Annotated in this window: 21 protein-coding genes; 15 read left to right on the top strand and 6 right to left on the bottom strand. The window is 67.4% G+C overall.

The genetic code is table 11. The features are described 5' to 3' along the window. Positions 1–67 precede the first annotated feature (67 nt). Positions 68–676, bottom strand: coding sequence for a TetR/AcrR family transcriptional regulator (locus tag Pflav_RS22200; protein ID WP_173037879.1), 609 nt, complete (start codon positions 674–676; stop codon positions 68–70). Positions 677–798: 122 nt separating this feature from the next. On the opposite strand from Pflav_RS22200, the gene Pflav_RS46025 reads away from it, so the two are divergent. The 9 genes from Pflav_RS46025 (at position 799) to Pflav_RS22160 (ending at position 7,780) form a co-directional block, all read left to right on the top strand. After that, on the top strand, positions 799–957 hold the full coding sequence (locus Pflav_RS46025; protein WP_232071751.1) for a hypothetical protein: 159 nt from the start codon (positions 799–801) through the stop codon (positions 955–957). After that, entirely contained in the window at positions 954–1,700 is a 747-nt protein-coding gene (locus Pflav_RS22195; protein ID WP_232071749.1) for an ABC transporter ATP-binding protein, read from the top strand. Before Pflav_RS46025 ends, Pflav_RS22195 begins: the two co-directional genes overlap by 4 nt. Before the next feature lie 22 nt (positions 1,701–1,722). After that, entirely contained in the window at positions 1,723–2,442 is a 720-nt protein-coding gene (locus Pflav_RS22190) for an ABC transporter permease (RefSeq protein ID WP_173037877.1), read from the top strand. Between the two features lie 35 nt (positions 2,443–2,477). Beyond that, entirely contained in the window at positions 2,478–4,292 is a 1,815-nt protein-coding gene (locus Pflav_RS22185) for a carboxylesterase/lipase family protein (protein ID WP_232071747.1), read from the top strand. A 140-nt stretch (positions 4,293–4,432) separates the two neighbouring features. Continuing rightward, the gene (locus Pflav_RS22180; RefSeq protein WP_173037873.1) at positions 4,433–5,404 is read left to right on the top strand and encodes an aldo/keto reductase; all 972 of its coding nucleotides are present in this window, start codon (positions 4,433–4,435) and stop codon (positions 5,402–5,404) included. 96 nt (positions 5,405–5,500) lie between these two features. Continuing rightward, entirely contained in the window at positions 5,501–5,713 is a 213-nt protein-coding gene (locus tag Pflav_RS43830; protein WP_197938695.1) for a hypothetical protein, read from the top strand. Next, complete coding sequence (locus Pflav_RS43825) at positions 5,710–5,934, top strand: hypothetical protein (protein WP_197938694.1); 225 nt, start codon at positions 5,710–5,712, stop codon at positions 5,932–5,934. Before Pflav_RS43830 ends, Pflav_RS43825 begins: the two co-directional genes overlap by 4 nt. A gap of 162 nt (positions 5,935–6,096) precedes the next feature. Beyond that, positions 6,097–6,957: a Vgb family protein gene (locus tag Pflav_RS22170; protein WP_232071745.1), complete on the top strand. Its 861-nt coding sequence runs from the start codon at positions 6,097–6,099 to the stop codon at positions 6,955–6,957. A gap of 400 nt (positions 6,958–7,357) precedes the next feature. After that, a complete protein-coding gene (locus tag Pflav_RS22160) occupies positions 7,358–7,780 on the top strand; it encodes a hypothetical protein (RefSeq protein WP_173037869.1) in 423 nt (140 codons plus the stop codon). Positions 7,781–7,846: 66 nt separating this feature from the next. Here the strand turns inward: Pflav_RS22160 and Pflav_RS22155 are convergent, their stop codons facing one another. Next, positions 7,847–8,512 (bottom strand): C39 family peptidase, encoded by a 666-nt coding sequence (locus Pflav_RS22155; RefSeq protein WP_173037867.1) that lies wholly within the window; start codon positions 8,510–8,512, stop codon positions 7,847–7,849. Positions 8,513–9,596: 1,084 nt separating this feature from the next. On the opposite strand from Pflav_RS22155, the gene Pflav_RS22150 reads away from it, so the two are divergent. From Pflav_RS22150 to Pflav_RS48885, 3 genes are read left to right on the top strand one after another with little or no spacing between them, the layout of a single operon-like run. Continuing rightward, positions 9,597–10,274 carry a hypothetical protein gene (locus tag Pflav_RS22150; protein WP_173037865.1) on the top strand — a complete coding sequence of 226 codons (678 nt, stop codon included), beginning with the start codon at positions 9,597–9,599 and terminating at the stop codon, positions 10,272–10,274. A gap of 2 nt (positions 10,275–10,276) precedes the next feature. Continuing rightward, positions 10,277–10,768: a hypothetical protein gene (locus tag Pflav_RS22145; protein ID WP_173037863.1), complete on the top strand. Its 492-nt coding sequence runs from the start codon at positions 10,277–10,279 to the stop codon at positions 10,766–10,768. A 52-nt stretch (positions 10,769–10,820) separates the two neighbouring features. Continuing rightward, a complete protein-coding gene (locus Pflav_RS48885) occupies positions 10,821–11,024 on the top strand; it encodes a type I-E CRISPR-associated protein Cas6/Cse3/CasE (protein WP_377310580.1) in 204 nt (67 codons plus the stop codon). A 608-nt stretch (positions 11,025–11,632) separates the two neighbouring features. On the opposite strand, the gene Pflav_RS48880 is transcribed toward Pflav_RS48885, so the two are convergent. Beyond that, positions 11,633–11,737 (bottom strand): CGNR zinc finger domain-containing protein, encoded by a 105-nt coding sequence (locus Pflav_RS48880; RefSeq protein WP_197938693.1) that lies wholly within the window; start codon positions 11,735–11,737, stop codon positions 11,633–11,635. After that, positions 11,737–12,198, bottom strand: a complete 462-nt coding sequence (locus Pflav_RS22135; protein WP_197938692.1) for an ABATE domain-containing protein — start codon at positions 12,196–12,198, stop codon at positions 11,737–11,739. Before Pflav_RS22135 ends, Pflav_RS48880 begins: the two co-directional genes overlap by 1 nt. Positions 12,199–12,246: 48 nt before the next feature. Between Pflav_RS22135 and Pflav_RS22130 the strand changes: the two genes are divergently transcribed. After that, positions 12,247–13,218, top strand: a complete 972-nt coding sequence (locus tag Pflav_RS22130; RefSeq protein WP_332107880.1) for an alpha/beta fold hydrolase — start codon at positions 12,247–12,249, stop codon at positions 13,216–13,218. On the opposite strand, the gene Pflav_RS22125 is transcribed toward Pflav_RS22130, so the two are convergent. Beyond that, complete coding sequence (locus Pflav_RS22125) at positions 13,215–13,640, bottom strand: PPOX class F420-dependent oxidoreductase (RefSeq protein ID WP_173037859.1); 426 nt, start codon at positions 13,638–13,640, stop codon at positions 13,215–13,217. The two genes, Pflav_RS22130 and Pflav_RS22125, sit on opposite strands and share 4 nt — an antisense overlap. A gap of 216 nt (positions 13,641–13,856) precedes the next feature. Further along, complete coding sequence (locus tag Pflav_RS22120; RefSeq protein ID WP_173037857.1) at positions 13,857–14,600, bottom strand: SDR family NAD(P)-dependent oxidoreductase; 744 nt, start codon at positions 14,598–14,600, stop codon at positions 13,857–13,859. 376 nt (positions 14,601–14,976) lie between these two features. Here Pflav_RS22120 and Pflav_RS22115 point away from each other — a divergent pair, with 376 nt between their 5' ends. Further along, positions 14,977–16,293 carry a tannase/feruloyl esterase family alpha/beta hydrolase gene (locus Pflav_RS22115; protein ID WP_180201279.1) on the top strand — a complete coding sequence of 439 codons (1,317 nt, stop codon included), beginning with the start codon at positions 14,977–14,979 and terminating at the stop codon, positions 16,291–16,293. 127 nt (positions 16,294–16,420) lie between these two features. Next, positions 16,421–17,383 (top strand): hypothetical protein, encoded by a 963-nt coding sequence (locus Pflav_RS22110; protein WP_173037855.1) that lies wholly within the window; start codon positions 16,421–16,423, stop codon positions 17,381–17,383. Positions 17,384–17,543: the final 160 nt, after the last annotated feature.

Here is a 17,543-nt window from a genome sequence, read left to right as displayed (position 1 = left end):
CGCGCCTAGCGTCCTAACGGCCTGCTTGGGGCCACCACATCTCCCCCGAACGCCGGCGCGGTCGCCGTCAGGTGGGCGGCCAGTTTTGCAGGGCGGCGTCGGCGACGCGGTGGAGTTCGTCGCTACCGGCTCCGCCGGCGGCCTGGACAGCGATCCCGTTCCCCATTGCCATGACGTACCGGGCGAGCAGTCCCGCATCAGCGTCTGGCGGGAGATCTCCCTCGTCCTGGGCCCGTTGGAACCTGTCGCGAAGGCGGGAGTATGCGTCGTTGCGCCACTGCGTTGCGGCGTCACGAGCGGGTCGCCCTGAAGTGCTGGCGGCTAGGGCGCCTTGGACTTGGAGGCAGCCGGCGGGCCGGCCGGGTTGGGTCGTGGTCCGGACCGAGCCGTGCAGGAAGGCGGAGGCCACCTCCCGTGCCGTGGGCTCCTCGAGCGCTTGGGCACCGTACGCGGCGGGGCCCTGGGAGTAGCGCTCCAGTGCTGCCTTGAACAGGGCCTCCTTGTCGCCGAAGGCCGCGTACATGCTCGTGCGGCTGATGCCCATGGCGTCGGTCAGATCGGTCAGGCTGGCGCCGTCGTAGCCCCGTTCCCAGAAGACCAGGAGGGCGCGGTCGAGGGCCTCATCGGCGTCGAAGCCCCTGGGGCGGCCCATCTTCGCCTGCCGGGTGCTGTCCATGGGTAGAAGCGTACTCCTTTTGGACCGATCGGTTCAGATGTGCTAACGTGATTTCCGTACCGATCGGATCGGAAGTCTGTGGGGCCACCGCCATGGCACAGCTCGAAGGGCCAGTCGCCGTCATGACTGGTCGCGCCAGTCCCGTCATCGGTGTGGACGAGCTGAACGTCACCTACGGCGACTTCCATGCCGTCAAGGATCTGTCGTTCCACGTCGAGCGGGGGAGCTCTACGCACTGCTCGGTACGAACGGTGCGGGGAAGACCTCGACCCTGGAAGTGATCGAGGGACACCGAAGGGGGTCGTCGGGCACGGTGCGGATCTTCGGCAAGAGCCCGACGGACCGGCGCGCGGTGCGGCCCAGGATGGGGATCATGCTTCAGGAGAGCGGCTTCTCGCCCGATCTGACCGTTTCAGAGTCTGTTCGGCTGATCGGCCGACTTACTCAGCGTTCCGACACGGTCGAGCGGGTACTCGGCATCGTCGACCTCACCGGCAAGGCCGACACAAGGGTGTCGCAGCTTTCCGGCGGCGAGAAGCGGCGACTCGACTTCGCCACCGCCGTGTACGGACGACCCGAGCTGATCTTCCTGGACGAGCCCACCACGGGGCTGGACATCCAGTCCCGCGACGCCCTCTGGGATGCCGTGGAACAGCTGCGCGCGGACGGTTCCACCGTCGTGTTGACAACCCACTACCTGGAAGAGGCGCAGCAGCGCGCCGACCGTATCGGACTGATGCACCGTGGCACCCTCCGCCGCGAAGGAACGGTGTCGGAGCTGACCCGAACGCTGCCTGCGTCCATCACGTTCTCACTTCCTCCCAACGCTCCGGAACCGCCGGTGCGATCGGCCCGGATGCCCGACCGCGCGTACCTGATCGAGACCTTCGACCTTCAGGCGGACCTCAAGAAGCTGCTCGATTGGGCGGATTTCCACGCGGTCGAGCTGGTCGGGCTGTCCGCCGCGCCGACCCGGCTGGATGACGTATTTCGCGCCCTCGACGCCGATCCGACGCTCGCCTGAAGACTGGATACGTGGAGCCGTCATGCTTTCCATCGCGTACAGCGAACTGATTTCGATCCTTCGCAACCGGGCCGTGCTGGTCACCAACCTCATCATGCCCGTAGCGGCGAGCGCCTTCTTTATCTATTTCCGCGACGTGTTCGAAAGGATCGGCAGTCTCGGCTACATCGCAGCCGTGATCGTCTCCACCATTGGCGCATTCAGCCTCTACACCACAGCGGTGACAACCCTTGCCGCTCGCCGTCAGAACCTGTTCCTCAAGCGACTGCGCTCGACCGCGGCCCGCGATCCGGCGATCCTGTCCGGCCTGGTACTCCCGGTCAGCGTGATCGCCCTGGTCCAGGTGGTGTTGATCCTCGGGGTGTTCGCCGCCGTGAGCGGCCGGCCTGCCAACATCCCGCTCCTGGCGGTGGCGGTCGCCGCGACGTTCGTGATGCTGCTTGCCCTGGGCATCGCCACCGCCGGCTTTACCCGCTCTCCCGAGCACGCACAGGTCACCACGCTGCCCCTCAGCCTGAGCACCATCACTGTGGCCAGCTGGGTTGGCATCACCGGCACCGAGAGCCTGACCCTGCTCAAGCGGCTGCTGCCCGGAGGCTCAGCCACCGAGCTGGTCGTCAACACCTGGAACGGCGGTGTACCCGTCACCGAAGCGCTGGTCCTGCTGGCCCCGACACTCGGATGGGTCGTCGTGGCGACCGCGCTCGCCGCGAAGCTGTTTCGCTGGGAGCCACGGCAGTGACCCTCTCGGCAAGGGGCGATCTGCTCATCAGGTTCGTGAGATCTCTCCGATACTGGGTGCCGCTGCTCGCGCTGACGGCGATCGCGTTCGTGCTCGCCTGGCTTAACCGGAGTCCGTGGTGGGGCTTGGTGCTTCTTGCCGCGTTGCTTGTGGTGCTCGGCGTGACCGCGCGCTGGTGGCTTCGGGGGCGCGTCCTGCTTCAGGTAGGGGCATGGTTGCTTGCCGGAGCAGTCGTGTGCGCCACGGCCGTCTTCGCCTACCCACCGCCGCAGAACCGCATCGCGGGAGGCGCCGATCCCCAGCCTTCGGCGCTCGTCCAGACCCAGGAGGGACCCGTCCGAGGCGTCCAGAACGACGATCGCACTGTCGAAATCTTCGCGGGTATCCCGTACGCCCGGCCTCCGGTGGGAGAGCTGCGGTGGCGCCCGCCCCAGCCGCTCGAACCGCGCACGGAGCTCTTCACCGCCGATCGGTTCTCCGACGTTCCGATTCAGGGCACGTCCACGTTCTTCACGCGAGCGCTCTCGCAGGTCGTCGACATTCCGTTGGAGGGCACGTTCCTCAACCCGTATCCGGTCAGCGAGGACAGCCTCTCCCTCAACATCTGGCGTAGCACGAAGCCCGCATCGGCGGAGCTTCCCGTGCTCGTCTACATCCCCGGTGGGGGCTTTGCGACCGGCTCCGGCGCCCTGCCGATCTACGACGGCGAGGCACTCGCCTCCAGCGGCGAGGTGGTCACTGTCACCCTCAACTACCGGCTGGGCGTGTTCGGCTTCCTCTCCCACCCCGAACTCGCCGCGGAGTCCAAGGATGATGCTTCGGGCAACTACGGAATCCTGGATCAGATCGCGGCGCTGGAATGGATCCGTCAGAACATCGCTGCATTCGGCGGCTCCCCTGACCGGGTGACGATCGCGGGCGAGTCGGCCGGCGGCGAGAGCGTCTGCATCCTGGGCGCGACGCCGCTTGCCGAAGGCCTCGTGGACGGCATCATCGCCGGAAGTGGGGCGTGCATGGGTACCACCGGAAACACCGACCGGGGCGACCAGACCGACACCAGGGAGGCGGCCGAGGAGACGGGCCGGCGCCTGAGCGAGGAGTTGGACGGCGCCACCGTGGCGCAGATGCGCGCGATGCCCGTCGAGCGCATCCTGGATGCGGCGGGATCGCTCGACGCTCACTGGCGCCCCTCCGTCGACGGCCACATGCTGGATCGGTCGCCGGCGCAGATCTACGCCTCTGGCGACCAGCTGGACGTGCCGACCCTTGTCGGCAGCAACGGGGACGAGGCTTCGCTCGCTCTGGCCAGCCCACCGGACACCGATGTGCACGAGTATCAGGCGTCGGCGCGCGAGACGTACGGCGAGGACGCGGAAGGCTTCCTCCGTCTGTACCCCGGGCAGACGCGGGAGCAGGTGCTCGAGTCCCGCCTGCGGGCCGACACGGACAAGATCATGACCCGGGCCATGTACCGCTGGGCCCGCCTACAGACACAGACCGGCGAACGGTCCGCCTACCTTTACCACTTCACGCGTACCCCACCGGAAGACGGCCTCGAGAAGTTCGGCGCCTACCACGGTGCGGAAGTGATGTACGCCTACGACAACCTCGGCAAGGACGGCGACGCCGAGTACGAGGAAGTCGACTACAGGCTGCGCGATCAGATGAGCACCTACTGGGTCAACTTCGTCCGCACCGGCGACCCGAACGCACCCGGGCTGCCAGTCTGGCCCACCGTGGAGCAGGCACCGGAATACGTCATGGGGTTCGGCGACGACACCGCGGTGGCACCTCGCCCACGACCCGCGGCCATCGATTTCTGGATGGACTACGGCGGACCGATCCCTTAGCCCGCGGGGCGCGATCACAGGACCGCACCTGGCGTCGTATTGGAACGCGCGGCGCCCCGCCGCCACCCTGGTCTTCGCCAGCCGATGGGCAAAGTCCGCGCGATCTGACCAGATCCGTTCCAGAGAAAGGAATCAGTAGGATGAAGACCACTTCGCTCGGCGGTCTCGAGGTCTCCCGCATCGGCCTCGGGGCGATGGGAATGTCGGCTTACTACACCGGTGCCGGCCGGGTCGACGCCGAGTCGATCCGTACGATCCACCGCGCCCTGGACCTCGGGGTTACACACATCGATACCGCTGAAGTGTACGGCCCATACACCAACGAGGAGTTGGTGGGTCGGGCCGTCAAGGGACGTCGGGACCGAGCCGTACTGGCCACCAAGTTCGGCTTTGTCTCCCACACCGGCCGTCCGGGTCTGGACAGCACCCCGGCCAACGTCCGTCTGGCCGTGGACGGGTCGCTGCGGCGCCTGGGCACCGACTACATCGATCTGTACTACCAGCACCGGGTGGACCCGGGCACGCCCATCGAGGAGACGGTGGGGGCGCTGGCCGCGCTGGTGGCCGAGGGCAAGGTGCGCCACATAGGTCTGTCAGAGGCGGGCCCGGCGACGATCCGCCGGGCTCACGCCGTTCATCCGGTGGCTGCGGTCCAGACCGAGTACTCCCTTTGGACCCGCGACCCCGAGGCCGAGGTCCTGCCCGTACTACGCGAACTGGGGATTGGCTTCGTGCCATATTCCCCGCTCGGCCACGGCTTCCTCACCGGGAACATCCGCTCCCTGGAAGGCCTGGACGCCGACGACTGGCGTCGCACCAACCCGCGCTTCACCGGCGGCAATCTCGAACGCAACCTGCGCATCGTCGACGAGGTCCGGGCCGTCGCCGCCGAGGTCAAGGCCACGCCCGCACAGGTCGCCCTGGCCTGGCTACTCACCCAGGGAAGCGACATCGCCCCCATCCCAGGCACCAAGCGGGTCGACCGGGTGGAGGAGAACACCGCCGTCGACGGCATCAGGCTCACAACCGACCAGGTCGCCCGCCTGAACGACCTGCCTCCAGCTTCCGGTGAGCGCCACGACGAAAGCAGCATGGCCGCCATCGACCGCTGACGGGGACGGGGAAGAAGAACGTGACCCGCTCGTCGGCGCCCGGTCGTGTCGATAACAGTGCGTGTGTCGTCGACGGATCTCGGTAGGGTCCTTGGCGTGGACGCGAATGACATCACGCCGCAGCTGTTCCCCAATCGTTTCGCGGACGCGGTCGGACCCAGTGCGGGCGGTCCGGCCCGTGACCATTGCCGCTGCGTCGGCCATTCGGTCGCGACCCGGCCGACCACCGTTGTATTCCACGCGGACCGTCAGGATACCGAGGCGGACGGCTGGCGGCATCTGCTGGCGCTGATCGACGAGGCACGGTGAGCACCCGCGTCCTCTACGGCAACTTCAAGTTCCGGCCGCCGTTTCCGCAGCTGCGGGCGCTGACCCGTACGGCAGAGGCAGACCTCGCCGCGCTCGACGCGGGCGTGTGGGCTGCGACGCGGTACGGACCTGCAGCGTCTGCGACGGCCCGGTCGACGGTGAGCTACACCAAGTCTGGATCTCCGGAAGCGTCGCCACCGACGTGCTGCCGTTCCTGGTGAACGCATGTTCCGCGGCCTGCGTGGCAGCACTGCCGCCGCCGCACCCCGGCTACCACCCGAGGCCGCATACCGGCGGCCCGGACATCGCTCAGCCAGCCGCCAGGTATTGAGGCGGTGACAACGAGCGCCGGAGGGTACGCCGTAACCGTGAAGGAGTACTCGATGTCTGAAAAGCCTCTGATGATCAGCGAAGTGTCCGTGGCAGGCCCGGGGGCCGGCCCGTACGGTGTTACCACCGGCCCGGATGAAGCGCTGTGGCTTACCCTGGTGCACAGTGGACAGATCGCCCGCCTTATGCCAGGCGGCGAAACCACCACCTACATGCTGAACTCGGCGGCGTGCGGACCCTCGGTCATCGCGTCCGGTCCCGACGGGGCGCTGTGGTTCACCCGTAACCGGGACCACCGGATCGGTCGGATCACGACGGACGGCACCAGCACGTCGTTCGCCACGCCCACGCCGGACAGCGGACCGTTCGGCATCGTAGCGGGGCCTGACGGTGCTTTGTGGTTCACCGAGATGAATACCGACGCCATCGGCCGGATCACCGGCAGCGGCGCTATCACTGAGTTTCCGCTGCCGGTCAAGGGCGCCTTTCCGTCAATGATCACCGTGGGCCCGGACCAAGCATTGTGGTTTACCTTGAACCAGGCCAACGCCATCGGCCGGATCGGCCTCGACGGCACCGTCACCATCCACGACCTGCTCACCGCCGGCGCCGGTCCGGTCGGCATCACGGCTGGCGCCGACCACGCCCTCTGGTTCGTAGAGATCGTCGCCGGACAGATCGGCCGGATCACGCCGGACGGCAAAATCCAGGAGTTCCCGCTGCCCGACCGCACGGCCAAACCTCACGCGATCGTCGCCGACCCCGCAGGCGGCTGCTGGTTCACCGAGTGGGCCGCCAACCGCATCGGACACATCAGCCCCGGCGGCACCTTCCGCCACTACGACCTACCAACCCCGGGCTCCGAACCCCACGGAATCACCATCACCCCGACGGCACCGTCTGGTCGGCCCTAGAAACCGGAGCAATCGCCCGCCTCGTACCCTGACTGGCGGCGTTCTCCGGTCCCTGCTCGACACTCGCCCACTGGATACACGACGCATCCGCTCATGCCGCGATCCGGTACCGCGAGCGCCGGCTTTGATCGCCTCACCCGTGGTGGGCACTCGGTACGGTCGCATCGTGTAGACGCTCGATGACGGAGGTCACCGTGGGGGATTTCAGCGCTTGCTTCCCGGCGGCACTGCGGTCGGAGGTTGCTGTGGTGGCGGCAGCCGTCCCCACGTCGGGGCTGGCGCCGGCCGCGCCGTTTGTCGTCCGCGTGGACGAGGAACTTGTGTCGATCCCGTACCGCATCTACAACGCCGAGCTTTCGCACGATTGAGGCAGCGCCTGTCACCGGCACAGCGCACCGTTATGGCGTGCCTGTACACCAGGCACCACGACGGCTACGTCCGGCAGCGCCACCTTGAGGCGATTGTCGGGAAGGCGAAGACTTGGGTAGCGCCCTTCGTCGTGCAACTGCTGGGCGAGTATGTCGTTCAGATCATCCTGGCGATCCGGCACGGCCTCGCAGACGTCGATGTTTCCGGTACAGCGATACGTCGCGCCTACGGGCGGTTCGCTGCGGCCAACCCTGCCTTCGTGGGCCTGACGTATCAACGCGCGGCCAGCTACTGGAACTGCTACTACAGGAGTCTGTTCGTCGACCGGCGCAGCTATCCCAGCTTCTCGATCCTGGATTCGATCAGCGCCGCCGGGGCCGATCACACTCGGGGTACCGCACAACCGCTCCGGATTACCGGCCTGCCATACCGTGTGATCTCGCTTGACTCATGACCAGTCCTGATAGGACGAAAGGGCCGGCCCCTTGTGGGGTCGGCCCTTGTCGTTTGGTGTGGATTGTCAGGAGGTGGAGTAGCCGCGGGTGGCGATCCAGTCGGCGAGGTTGTCGACGCTGATGCGGTAGGAGGCCTGGTCCGGGTTCGCGGAGTCGGCGATGGTGACGGTCTTGCCGTTGTCGTGGTAGCCGACGACGCTGATGTAGTGGCCGCCTTCGTAGGAGTGGCTGACGCCGTCGGTGTCGGTGGTGGTGCCGGCGATGTTGGCGACCACGGCGCGGCCTTCGTCGACGGTGCGGACGACGTCGGTGCGTAGCTTGTCGGTCTGCTTGTCGTCGGCGTTGTTGTCGCGGATCTCTACCGACTTGTAGGCGTCGGTCTTGCCGGTTTCCTTGTTCAGGACCGGGGTGATGTCGTTGATGCTGTTGGTGCCGGCCTCGGTGGTGCCCATCTCCTTGGCCATGGTGTTGACGTCGATGTTCTTGCCCTGCACGGAGAGGGCGTTGCGGGTGGCGGCGGGGCCGCAGTAGTAGAAGTTCGGCTGGGCTTCGTAGCGTACGTTCAGTTCCCGTTCGCTGGTCGGCTTGCGGTCGGTCTGCACCTGCGCGGCCTGCGTGGTCTGTTCGGTGGGAGCGGCGTGGGCGGCGACGGCGGGGCCGGCGATGCCGCCGGCGGTGGCGGCGATGCCGGTAGCGGTGAGGGCGATCTTGCGCATGATGTCGGTACGCATGGTGAGTTCACGCCTTCCGTTGGGGGATACACGGCACGCACGCGCCCGGGGACGCGGATGCCATGCGAAAAAGGGGGAAAGTCTTCGGGGGATCGTCGGCGGCCCTGGGGGCCTGCTCAGACGTGCGGAGATCTACAACGATCCGCGGTGGCGGGTGATTCCCGCGGCCCGGGGGCCTGCTCAGACGTGCGGGGGGTGTAACCGTCCGCGGTGGCGGGTGATTCCCGCCGGGCGGGGGCCCGTCGGATGGCGGGCCGGGCGACGGGCCAGGCGCGCAACCCGGGCTGGTGGCGGCCGGGGTTCCGGCGTGCGGCCATGTACAACCGGCCGGCGACCGGATCCATTCCCGGGCCGGGGGTGCGGGCCGCGGCATCGGGTGATGGCGACCCGCATGTCCCGTATGTGAGGTCTGTGATGGCAATGTTCGGGAACCCGAGCGGGTCTTCCGGGGCCCACGGGCGTCGCCTGCCGCCGGCCTGGGCCCGACGGGTCGCTCAGGCGGGTCCACGGACCCGCCTGTCACCGCCCCGAGGGCGATGCGACGCCCGACGGGGCCTCGGGAACTCTCTGCGGTGCTCCCTCCGACCCCGCGATATGTCCCAAAAATGTGGCAATGTCCGCAAAGGTGCCCGATAGGGAACAATCTTTTACTAGAGGGATGTGCCAGCTTGTAGGGAGCAAATCGGTGCTTCCCGCGCACGCGGTGATGGTCCCAGGCGGTCGCTGTGACCCGCCGCCCACGGTCGTCGAGCTGGTCCAGTGCTCCGCGGGTCCTGGCGCCGATTCCTGTCCTCCCTACTCAGTTCAGCGCATGGCGAGTCCTGGCAGCGTCCGACAGGGACGTTTAGTTCGGTCCTTTGTGGATCGAGTGGCACGTAGCGCCCGCCCGAAGGGTGGTTGGGTAAGCGCGACCATCAGCTGTCATCGGAGGGGTATTCGTGGTTGAGGCCTGGCTGTGGCAGAGATAGCGTCGCGACGATCATCTGTCCTGGCCCGCTTTCGTTCTGCTGTCGCAGCTTGGCGATCCGCTCGTGCAGGTACTGGATTGGCTTGGGCGGTCCTGGGGACGGTACCGTGCCGCCTCGTGAACGCTTGCCTACGACGGTTCGTCGAGCTCATCGAGGTCGACCTGGCAGCCGCCGGCTTTATCCGGCGCGGGCCGGTCTTCCGGCTCTTCGACCCCGAGGGCAACGGCATCGCCCTCGACATCCAGCGCACCACCGCGCTGAGGGGTGAGGTCGAGTTCTTCGTCAACGTCGGGGTGCTGCTCGCCTCACACCTGCGGTACTACTTCGGAGAGAAAGATCCGCACCGTGACGCAATGCCGCACCATAGCGTCTGGCGCCATCGCTTGGTCGCGACCGACGACACCGTGGAGCTGTCCGATCACAGGTTCTCGCTGTCCGCGGAAGCCGACGCGGAACGCGCCGCAACCATCGTGCGGACCTGGCTGGCAAAGAACCTGCCCCGCATGAAGAGTTGGCTGGGCGACTTCGACGCGATGTTCGCCGCTATTGAGGAGGATCGCGAACGGTCCAGCCGGGCCCGCGCCGAGCAACTCGCCTCCGGGCAGTGGAAGGCCGGCCGCTGGCCGGACGGGCATTGGAGCGCTGGCGTCATCCGCGCCTACGCGCACGCTGAACGCGGTGACGTGGACGCGGTCACGGCCGAAACCGCGGGCTGGCACGACAGCGGCCCCGACTCGCTGGCCGCCGACGCCCTCGCAGTCGCCAACCAGCGCCTCACCGAACGGCAGGGATAATCGTGGGCTACTCCGGTTTTGTCATCATCGCGCGCACCGGCGACACGCGGTTGGACGAGCTGGCATGCGTCGACGACCTGTTCGTGGCCGTGACAGATAATGTCCGCGCCAGCGGCTGGCGGATCGGGTTTCTCGGCCCGGTCGACGACACCTCGCCTGACGACCTGGCCACCGCCCTCGCGCTGGAGACGGCGGTACCGGCCATCGCGCTGTCGGTCTTCGATAGCGACTGCGCCTTCGCCACGGCGGCCGATCCCTCCGGCGGCGCCGTCGAGTTCTACCTCAACGAGGAGATCGTCCAGGCCCTCGACGAAGACAGATTCGAGCCACTCAACGGCGAGGCCGCCGCCGGACTGCTGGCATGGGCCGAAAAGGCCGGCCTCGTCGCTAGCCCCGATCGACTCATGGCCGCACTCGAGGAGAGCCCCGGTCCGTTCGGCGAAGGAATCCTCGAATTCACCGAGGCCCTCGGCATCGCGGAACTCCGCGACTAGCTCCGAGGCGCGCGCCTCGTCTGCTGGGACGTTGAGCGTGTCGATCGGGAACATGCACGCCGGGGCCTGCGGAACCTTTCAAACGCGGCATGGGTACCGTCACCCTTACCACGGCGACGTACGACGGCATCCTTTAGGTCACCGACGCGGACGCTTCCGCCGCACCCTGGTCAGCGGGATCGGACACGTCAAGGCGTACGGCTGCGGCCTGCTAACCCTCCCGCACCTATCTGATGGGCTCCATCTTTTCTACTAGGACGAAGATGAAGATTTGGTGGGAGTTCAGGTGTGACCTGAACCACCGATGGGCAGTAATGGCAGAGGAAGCGGAGGGTGAGCCTCCTGAGGAAGAGGCCACCTGCCCTGTCGATGGCGCCCTAGCTGTAACAGCTACGCCACAGCGACCAGCCGATCGGGTGTCCGTAAGTATCGTTCCGGCCGCTCGTGTAACGGATCCCGTAAGGAAATTAGTTGGCCACGAGTCCGAGTACTATCTTGAAATTTCGTCTCCTGACTCGAGCCGTATGAAGCGAAGCGCGATGACATTAAGTTGGGATGAGGCGATTAGAAAGGCGAGCCTATTCGAGCAGGCGCCCTGGGACCTGGCGGCAGCTCGGTGGGCGCGGGCTGGATTGGATCGATCGCAAAATCCGCTGATGGAGTAGGCGCCGGTCCTGTGGCAGGTCGCCGAGGAGGGGTACCTGTTCCGGAACGTGGCGAAGGCCGACTCCGCTCTCGGCGCACCAGCCCGCCAGGCCGGGGACGGTTGCTTTCGCCGACCGGACCGCCAGCCTGGCGGGCCTTGGCCTGGCGGCGGACGCTCGCCGCGATCCGTCAGGCGTGTTGCCTGGGCCTATGACCCGGTCAGGTGGGTTTGTTGCGTTGGTAGTGGCGTGCCACGCGGACGCGGTTGCCGCAGCGGGCTGCTGAGCACCAGCGTCGGCGTGGGTGGGCGGGCAGGAACAGCATCACGCAGTCGCCGGCCTCGCATTGGCGGACCTTGCCGACGGCCGAGTCGGCGAGCAGTTCGGCAGCGGCCTCGGCGAGCCAGGCCGCCAGCCGCGCTCCGCGGGGCCGGTCCGGCTGTGGGTGGCGGTTACCACGTCACCGCTCCAAGTCAGCTCGGTGATGGCGGGTGCGGTGCGCTGGGCCTGGTTGAGGGCCGCCAGGTCACCCGCTGGCGGCTGGGTGCCGTGGCGGGCGTGATCGAGGACGCGGGCCGTGCGGTGGCGGATGTCTCGTACAGCGGCCAGTTCGGCGTCGGTGAGTTCGACGGCGGCGAACTCCCGTGCCTGCGCGAACCGGTCGGCTTCCAACCTTAGCCAGGCGCGCAGGTCTTCTGGGGTGGTCAGCAGGTCAACGCCGGTCGGGCGCGTGTTGACCAGGTCGAGCGCGAGCGGCTCCCCGGTCAGCGGTACGAGATCACTCACGCCACTAACGCTACATCGCGGGCTTGACACGTTAGATCGACGGTCGCTATACCTAATGCATCGCCGCTACTGAGAGGCATTAGTGATGTCGATTCCCCCGATCGCGTCCACCACCCACCGCCACCTGGACGTCGACGGCGTCCGGGTCTTCTACCGCGAGTCGCACCCCGACCGTGCCAACGCACCCGTGCTGCTGCTGATGCACGGCTTCCCGTCCGGCTCGCATCAGTTCCGCCGCCTCATCGACGTCCTCGGCGCCCGATACCGGCTGATCGCCCCGACTATCCCGGCTTCGGCCACACCCATGCGCCCGCCGGCTTCACCTACTCCTTCGACCGGCTCGCCGACGTCACCGAAGGCTTCGTCCAACGGCTCGGCCTCGACCGGTTCGTGATGTACATCTTTGATTTCGGCGCCCCGGTCGGCTTCCGGCTCGCCGAGCGGCACCCCGAGTGGATCGCGGGCCTGGTCGTGCAGAACGGCAACGCCTACACCGAAGGTCTGTCAGACGGTGCCCGCGCCTTCATCGCCCTGCGCCCCGAGACACCCGGCGCCGAACAGACCATCCGCGACCTGCTGACCCCGACCGGCGTTCGCGCACAGTACGAGACCGGCGTCGCCGACCCTCTACTGATCGCGCCCGACGGCTGGGCACTCGACCAATACTTCCTCGGACTGCCCGGCCGCGAGGAAGCCCAGCTGGCGCTGGCGTTCGACTACCACTCCAACGTCGAGCGTTACGACCTCTGGCACGCCTGGCTACGCGAGCACACCCCGCCCACTCTCATCACCTGGGGAAGCAACGATCCGTTCTTCCCCGCGCCCGGCGCCCACGCCTACCTACGCGATATACCCAACGCTGAACTGCACCTGTTCGACACCGGCCACTTCGCCCTCGAAACCCACCTACCGCAGATCGCCCCGCTCATCGCCGACTTCCTCGACCGCACGTGGAACCAACAGGACAGCGCCGTACAGCAGCCGGGGCAGTCTGCTTCAGGCCCGGACCGGACCGGCTAGCGTGACGTTTGCGCCCACGGGCCGACACCGCCGATGCGTTCGACGGAGTAGCGCACGATGTAGCCAGGGCCTTTCGGCGCCGGGAACTCGGTCTCAGGAGACATGTAGACCTTCGTCAAGCGGTTGAGTAGGTCCCATGCGTCGTTGCTCGGCTGGACGACGGCCCTTGCCCGCAGCACGGCGTACTCGTTCAGGAAGACGGTGCGTTCCCGAGGTGCGTCGAAGGACAATACAACCCGCGGGTCCCGCTGGATGTTGCGCAGCTTCGCGTGCCGCGACATGTGCCCACTGACGAGGTCGTCGCCGTCCAGCCCGATCCAGACGACGGTCACCTGAGGGCTTCCGTCAGCGTTGATGGTGCTCAGGTGAGCCATAGGACCGGACTCGATTAAATCTCTGAGCTCACGGGGCAGACCGCTCATGGCGTGATGGCCTCTGTCACGAGATCACCGTAGCAACCATCCGGCCCGCCCAATCCTGCACTTGGGCCGAAGTTCGCAAGATTCGAGCCAACCCGCAGGCCGAACCGAGGGCGTCTGGCTCGGGTGTCAAGAGACCGGCAAAGGGTATGGCCCGTTCCAGGTAAAGGAACGGGCCGTAGCCGTGCGTAAGGGTGGACAGGACGTCGGTGGCGACGGTCAGATGGTGAAGCCGCCGTCGACGTTGACTGTCGCCCCGGTGATGTAACGCCCGTCCGGGCTGGCGAGGAACGCCACTGCGGCGGCCACGTCGGCTGGCGCCGCGTAGTGGCCGAGGGCGGTGAACCCGTTGATGGTGTCGGCATTTGGGCCGTCGGCAGGATTCAAGTCGGTGTCGGTAGGCCCGGGGTTTACCAGGTTCACGGTGATGGCCCTGCCGCCGAGTTCGCGTCCGAGCGCCTTGGTCAGGCCGATCAGGGCGGTCTTGCTCGTCGCGTACAGGGAGAAGCCTGGGAAGACAGACCGCTCGGCCACGTTGCTGCCGATGTTGATGATCCGCCCACCGGCGGACATGTGGCGGACCGCGGCTTGCGACGCGACGAACGGTGCCCGGATGTTGACCGCGACGGTCTGTTCGAAGTCTTCCAGGCCCAGTTGCTCCAGCGGTCCGAGCAGGAACGCGCCGGCGTTGTTGACCAGGACGTCCAATCGGCCAAGCTCACCGACGACCCGGTCCACCGCGTCAACAACCGCCGCCGGATCGGAACTGTCCGCCTGCACGGCGATCGCCCGCCGTCCCGCGGCCTTGATCTGGTCCACCACTTCGTCGGCGCGTTGTTGATTCTGCTGGAAGGTCAGCGCCACATCGGCGCCTTCCTCGGCCAGGCGCAGCGCCACGGCAGCGCCGATGCCACGACCACCACCGGTCACCAGGGCTACCTTGCCGTCAAGTGTCTTGTTCATGACGGCAAGCCTGGTCGACAAAGAGGCCAGCCGTCTGGCGGTGATCGGACGCCGCGTTCGCGTCACCGGAACCAGCCTCCCCACTCACGGTTGGTGATGTGGTCGAGCGCGGTAGGGGTGCGTGTTGGCGCTCCACATAGGACGAGAATCGCGGGTATGGCGGCAGTCGACCAGGAATGGCAGCCGTATGCAGGAGCTTCGTTGTCGGCGTGTTTCGGGTCTGGTGCGGCTGGGGCTGGCCAGATCGCATGTGTCGTCCGGCCAAGCTGCGTCACTACCGCCCGCCGTGGTCTGGCCGGACGGCACTTACGGTGCGCGGCCGCCCGCTTCTACGGTCGCCCTCATCCGACCTCGTCTTCTGTGGAAGGGCACACCCATGCGGAACTTCGGACGCCTCGGCGTCCTACTATCGCTTGTTCTCGTGACGCCGCTGGTCACCACCGGCGCCGCGGCCGCCCGGGACGGTTGCGCCGCCGGCCGTCTCAGGGTCCCCGGCGCGCAGCATCTGGAGGCGATCTGCCTGCCGGACCTGACAACGGCAGGCACCGTGCCGGGCGGGCATACCGACCCCACTGACTGGGCCGGTCTGGAGGCGCCCGGCACGGTCACCCCAACTGGCGTGCCGGGAATCCAGCTCGACGGGTACTTTTCCGACACGTCAGCCACCAACCCGACACACGGTTGGCGCCACGACAGCCAGTTCGTGATCCGGCTGCCTGAGCGGTGGAACGGAGGGCTCGTGGTCACCGCCCCGCCGAGCACCCGCGAGCAATACGCCAACGACCGGGTCATCGGCGACTACGTGCTATCGCAAGGGTTCGCGTACGCGGCCACCGACAAGGGAAACACCGGACCATTGATCTTCCAGGACGGTCGCCGGCCGGGCGACGCCGTCCTGGAATGGCATTACCGCTTCACCCAGCTGACCAAGGCCGCCAAGCGGGTCGCCGCCCAGCGCTACGGGCGCGCGCCGAGCCACACCTACGCCGCCGGGCTGTCCATCGCGGGCTACCTGGTGCGATGGCAGTTGGAGCACCATCCCGAGCTGTACAGCGGCGGGGTCGACTGGAACGGCGTGCTGCTGACCGAGCAGGCACCGAACCTGCTCACCACCGTGCCGCCGGCCCTGCGCGCCTACCCCAGGTACCTCAAGGGTGAGGTGGGCGCCCACGAGGCGATGCTCGCCGCCGGATACCCGGCCGGTTCCGAGCCGTTGTGGCAATGGCATTACCAGAACCAGTGGGACGTGCTGCAACGCATCCTGCGTGAGGAGCTCGATCCCGACTACGACGGCGCGACCCAGGCCGGCACACCTTTCTGCCCGGAAGGCACCGGTGCGGGCTGCGACACCGACTACGACTACGCCACCCGTCCCCGCGCAGTACACCGGACCGTCGAGCGGGTGTCCCTGACCGGGCGGATCGGCCGGCCGCTGGTCACCCTCCACGGCACGCTCGACGTGGTCATTCCGATCAGCCGCGGCTCAGACATGTACGCCGGCATGGTCACTCGGTCCGGCCGCGGCAGCCTCCACCGCTACTACCGCGTCGAGGGCGGCACCCACACCGATGGGCTGGTCGCGCTCCAGCCGACCCTGGTCCGGCCGATGCTGCCCTGCTTCCACGCGGCGTTCGATGCGGTCGTGCGCTGGACGCGCCACGGCACACCCCCGCCGCAGGGCGGACGGTGCTGACCACACCACGGCTACCCGAGCTGTGAATACCCTCAGCCGTACACAGCCTCCACACAGGAACGCACATCCATGATCCCTGTAGTCATGCGGTTGCGAGTCTGCAAGCGCGGGGTTCGGGGAGTCTGCGATGACGGTAGGACGGGTAGCTGGTTACGCGGCATTCGGTGCGGCGCTCATCTACGTACTGCTGAAAGTCGCCTGGATCGCCGGCAGTTCCTTCGGCATCACGGACATGAGCGGCCTGTCGCGGACTGACTGGGTGGCCAACAACCTCAGTACCGCCGGCCTCGGCATCGTAGGGGCGGTCGTCGCGTTGGCTACCGTCCGGCCTTGGGGGAAACGCATTCCCCTCTGGCTGATCGCCGTACCGATGTGGGTAGGCGCCGGGCTACTCGCTCCGTTCATCATCCTCATGCCGGCGGCCGCGATCTTCGAGGCCGCCGGTTGGTGGTCGCCTCCGGCCACGGCACCAGACGGGTCCGAACCGACGCTCGCGCCGTGGACCTTCGCCATCGTCTACGGCAGCTTCATCGTATTGGGTGCTGGACTCACCATCGCCTTCCCGGCGTACGCGTGGTCCCGGTTGCGCACCGCGGTGCGGGGGACCGTGGGACAAATTCCGCCGGGCGCGACCCACCCGGCCCAGGTTCCGCTGGCGTGGACAGCGGCGGTACTGGCCATCGGCCTGGCAGTCGTACGGTTGTCTTGGGCGGCCGGTGTCACCGCCGGGCTGCGACCTGGAGAGCGTGACATCTGGCTCCGCCTTGGCGACATCGTGACAGCGGCACAGGTCTCGTGCGCCGCCGTAGGAATACTCGTGCTCGTACACCGATGGGGCAAGGACCGACCGTTCGCGCTACCCCTGATCGCAACATGGCTCGGCGCCGGCGGCATGGTCGGCACCGGCTTCCTCAGTATGCCTACCATCCTGGCGGGCGACCGCTGGGCACCCACCGGCCAAACCTTCACCAGCCACGCAACCAGCACCTTCCTCACCTGCCTGGCCGGCGCGGCAATCAGCACGGTGACCCTCTTCCTCCTCGTCGAACGCGCAGCCGCCATACACCAGCGCCTCGTGGGTGCGCACTGATTGGGCAGCGGCCAGCCGCGCTCCAGCAGCAGAAGGCCGCGCCGGGTGGGACGACTGGCAGAAGGTCCTGGCGGGCCGGAAGAGGAGGCATCCGTCGTGGCCGATCCAGATGGTCACAGGTTGCCCGGGCTAGACTGCCGGATCTAGCACGTGGCGATGC

Origin of the sequence: Phytohabitans flavus (genome assembly GCF_011764545.1) — a bacterium.
Taxonomy (GTDB): Bacteria; Actinomycetota; Actinomycetes; order Mycobacteriales; family Micromonosporaceae; genus Phytohabitans; species Phytohabitans flavus.
Note: the sequence above shows the minus strand (reverse complement) of the source record. Positions and strands in the feature narration are given on the sequence as shown.

Coding starts and splice junctions, on each gene's coding strand:
- Pflav_RS22180 (WP_173037873.1), top strand. CDS start 4,433: ATGAAGACCACTTCGCTCGGCGGTCTCGAGGTCTCCCGCATCGGCCTC.
- Pflav_RS22120 (WP_173037857.1), bottom strand. CDS start 14,600: ATGAACAAGACACTTGACGGCAAGGTAGCCCTGGTGACCGGTGGTGGT.
- Pflav_RS22200 (WP_173037879.1), bottom strand. CDS start 676: ATGGACAGCACCCGGCAGGCGAAGATGGGCCGCCCCAGGGGCTTCGAC.
- Pflav_RS22160 (WP_173037869.1), top strand. CDS start 7,358: ATGGCGTGCCTGTACACCAGGCACCACGACGGCTACGTCCGGCAGCGC.
- Pflav_RS22190 (WP_173037877.1), top strand. CDS start 1,723: ATGCTTTCCATCGCGTACAGCGAACTGATTTCGATCCTTCGCAACCGG.
- Pflav_RS22110 (WP_173037855.1), top strand. CDS start 16,421: ATGACGGTAGGACGGGTAGCTGGTTACGCGGCATTCGGTGCGGCGCTC.
- Pflav_RS22115 (WP_180201279.1), top strand. CDS start 14,977: ATGCGGAACTTCGGACGCCTCGGCGTCCTACTATCGCTTGTTCTCGTG.
- Pflav_RS22125 (WP_173037859.1), bottom strand. CDS start 13,640: ATGAGCGGTCTGCCCCGTGAGCTCAGAGATTTAATCGAGTCCGGTCCT.
- Pflav_RS22155 (WP_173037867.1), bottom strand. CDS start 8,512: ATGCGTACCGACATCATGCGCAAGATCGCCCTCACCGCTACCGGCATC.
- Pflav_RS48885 (WP_377310580.1), top strand. CDS start 10,821: ATGCACGCCGGGGCCTGCGGAACCTTTCAAACGCGGCATGGGTACCGT.
- Pflav_RS48880 (WP_197938693.1), bottom strand. CDS start 11,737: ATGCTGTTCCTGCCCGCCCACCCACGCCGACGCTGGTGCTCAGCAGCC.
- Pflav_RS22170 (WP_232071745.1), top strand. CDS start 6,097: ATGTCTGAAAAGCCTCTGATGATCAGCGAAGTGTCCGTGGCAGGCCCG.
- Pflav_RS46025 (WP_232071751.1), top strand. CDS start 799: ATGACTGGTCGCGCCAGTCCCGTCATCGGTGTGGACGAGCTGAACGTC.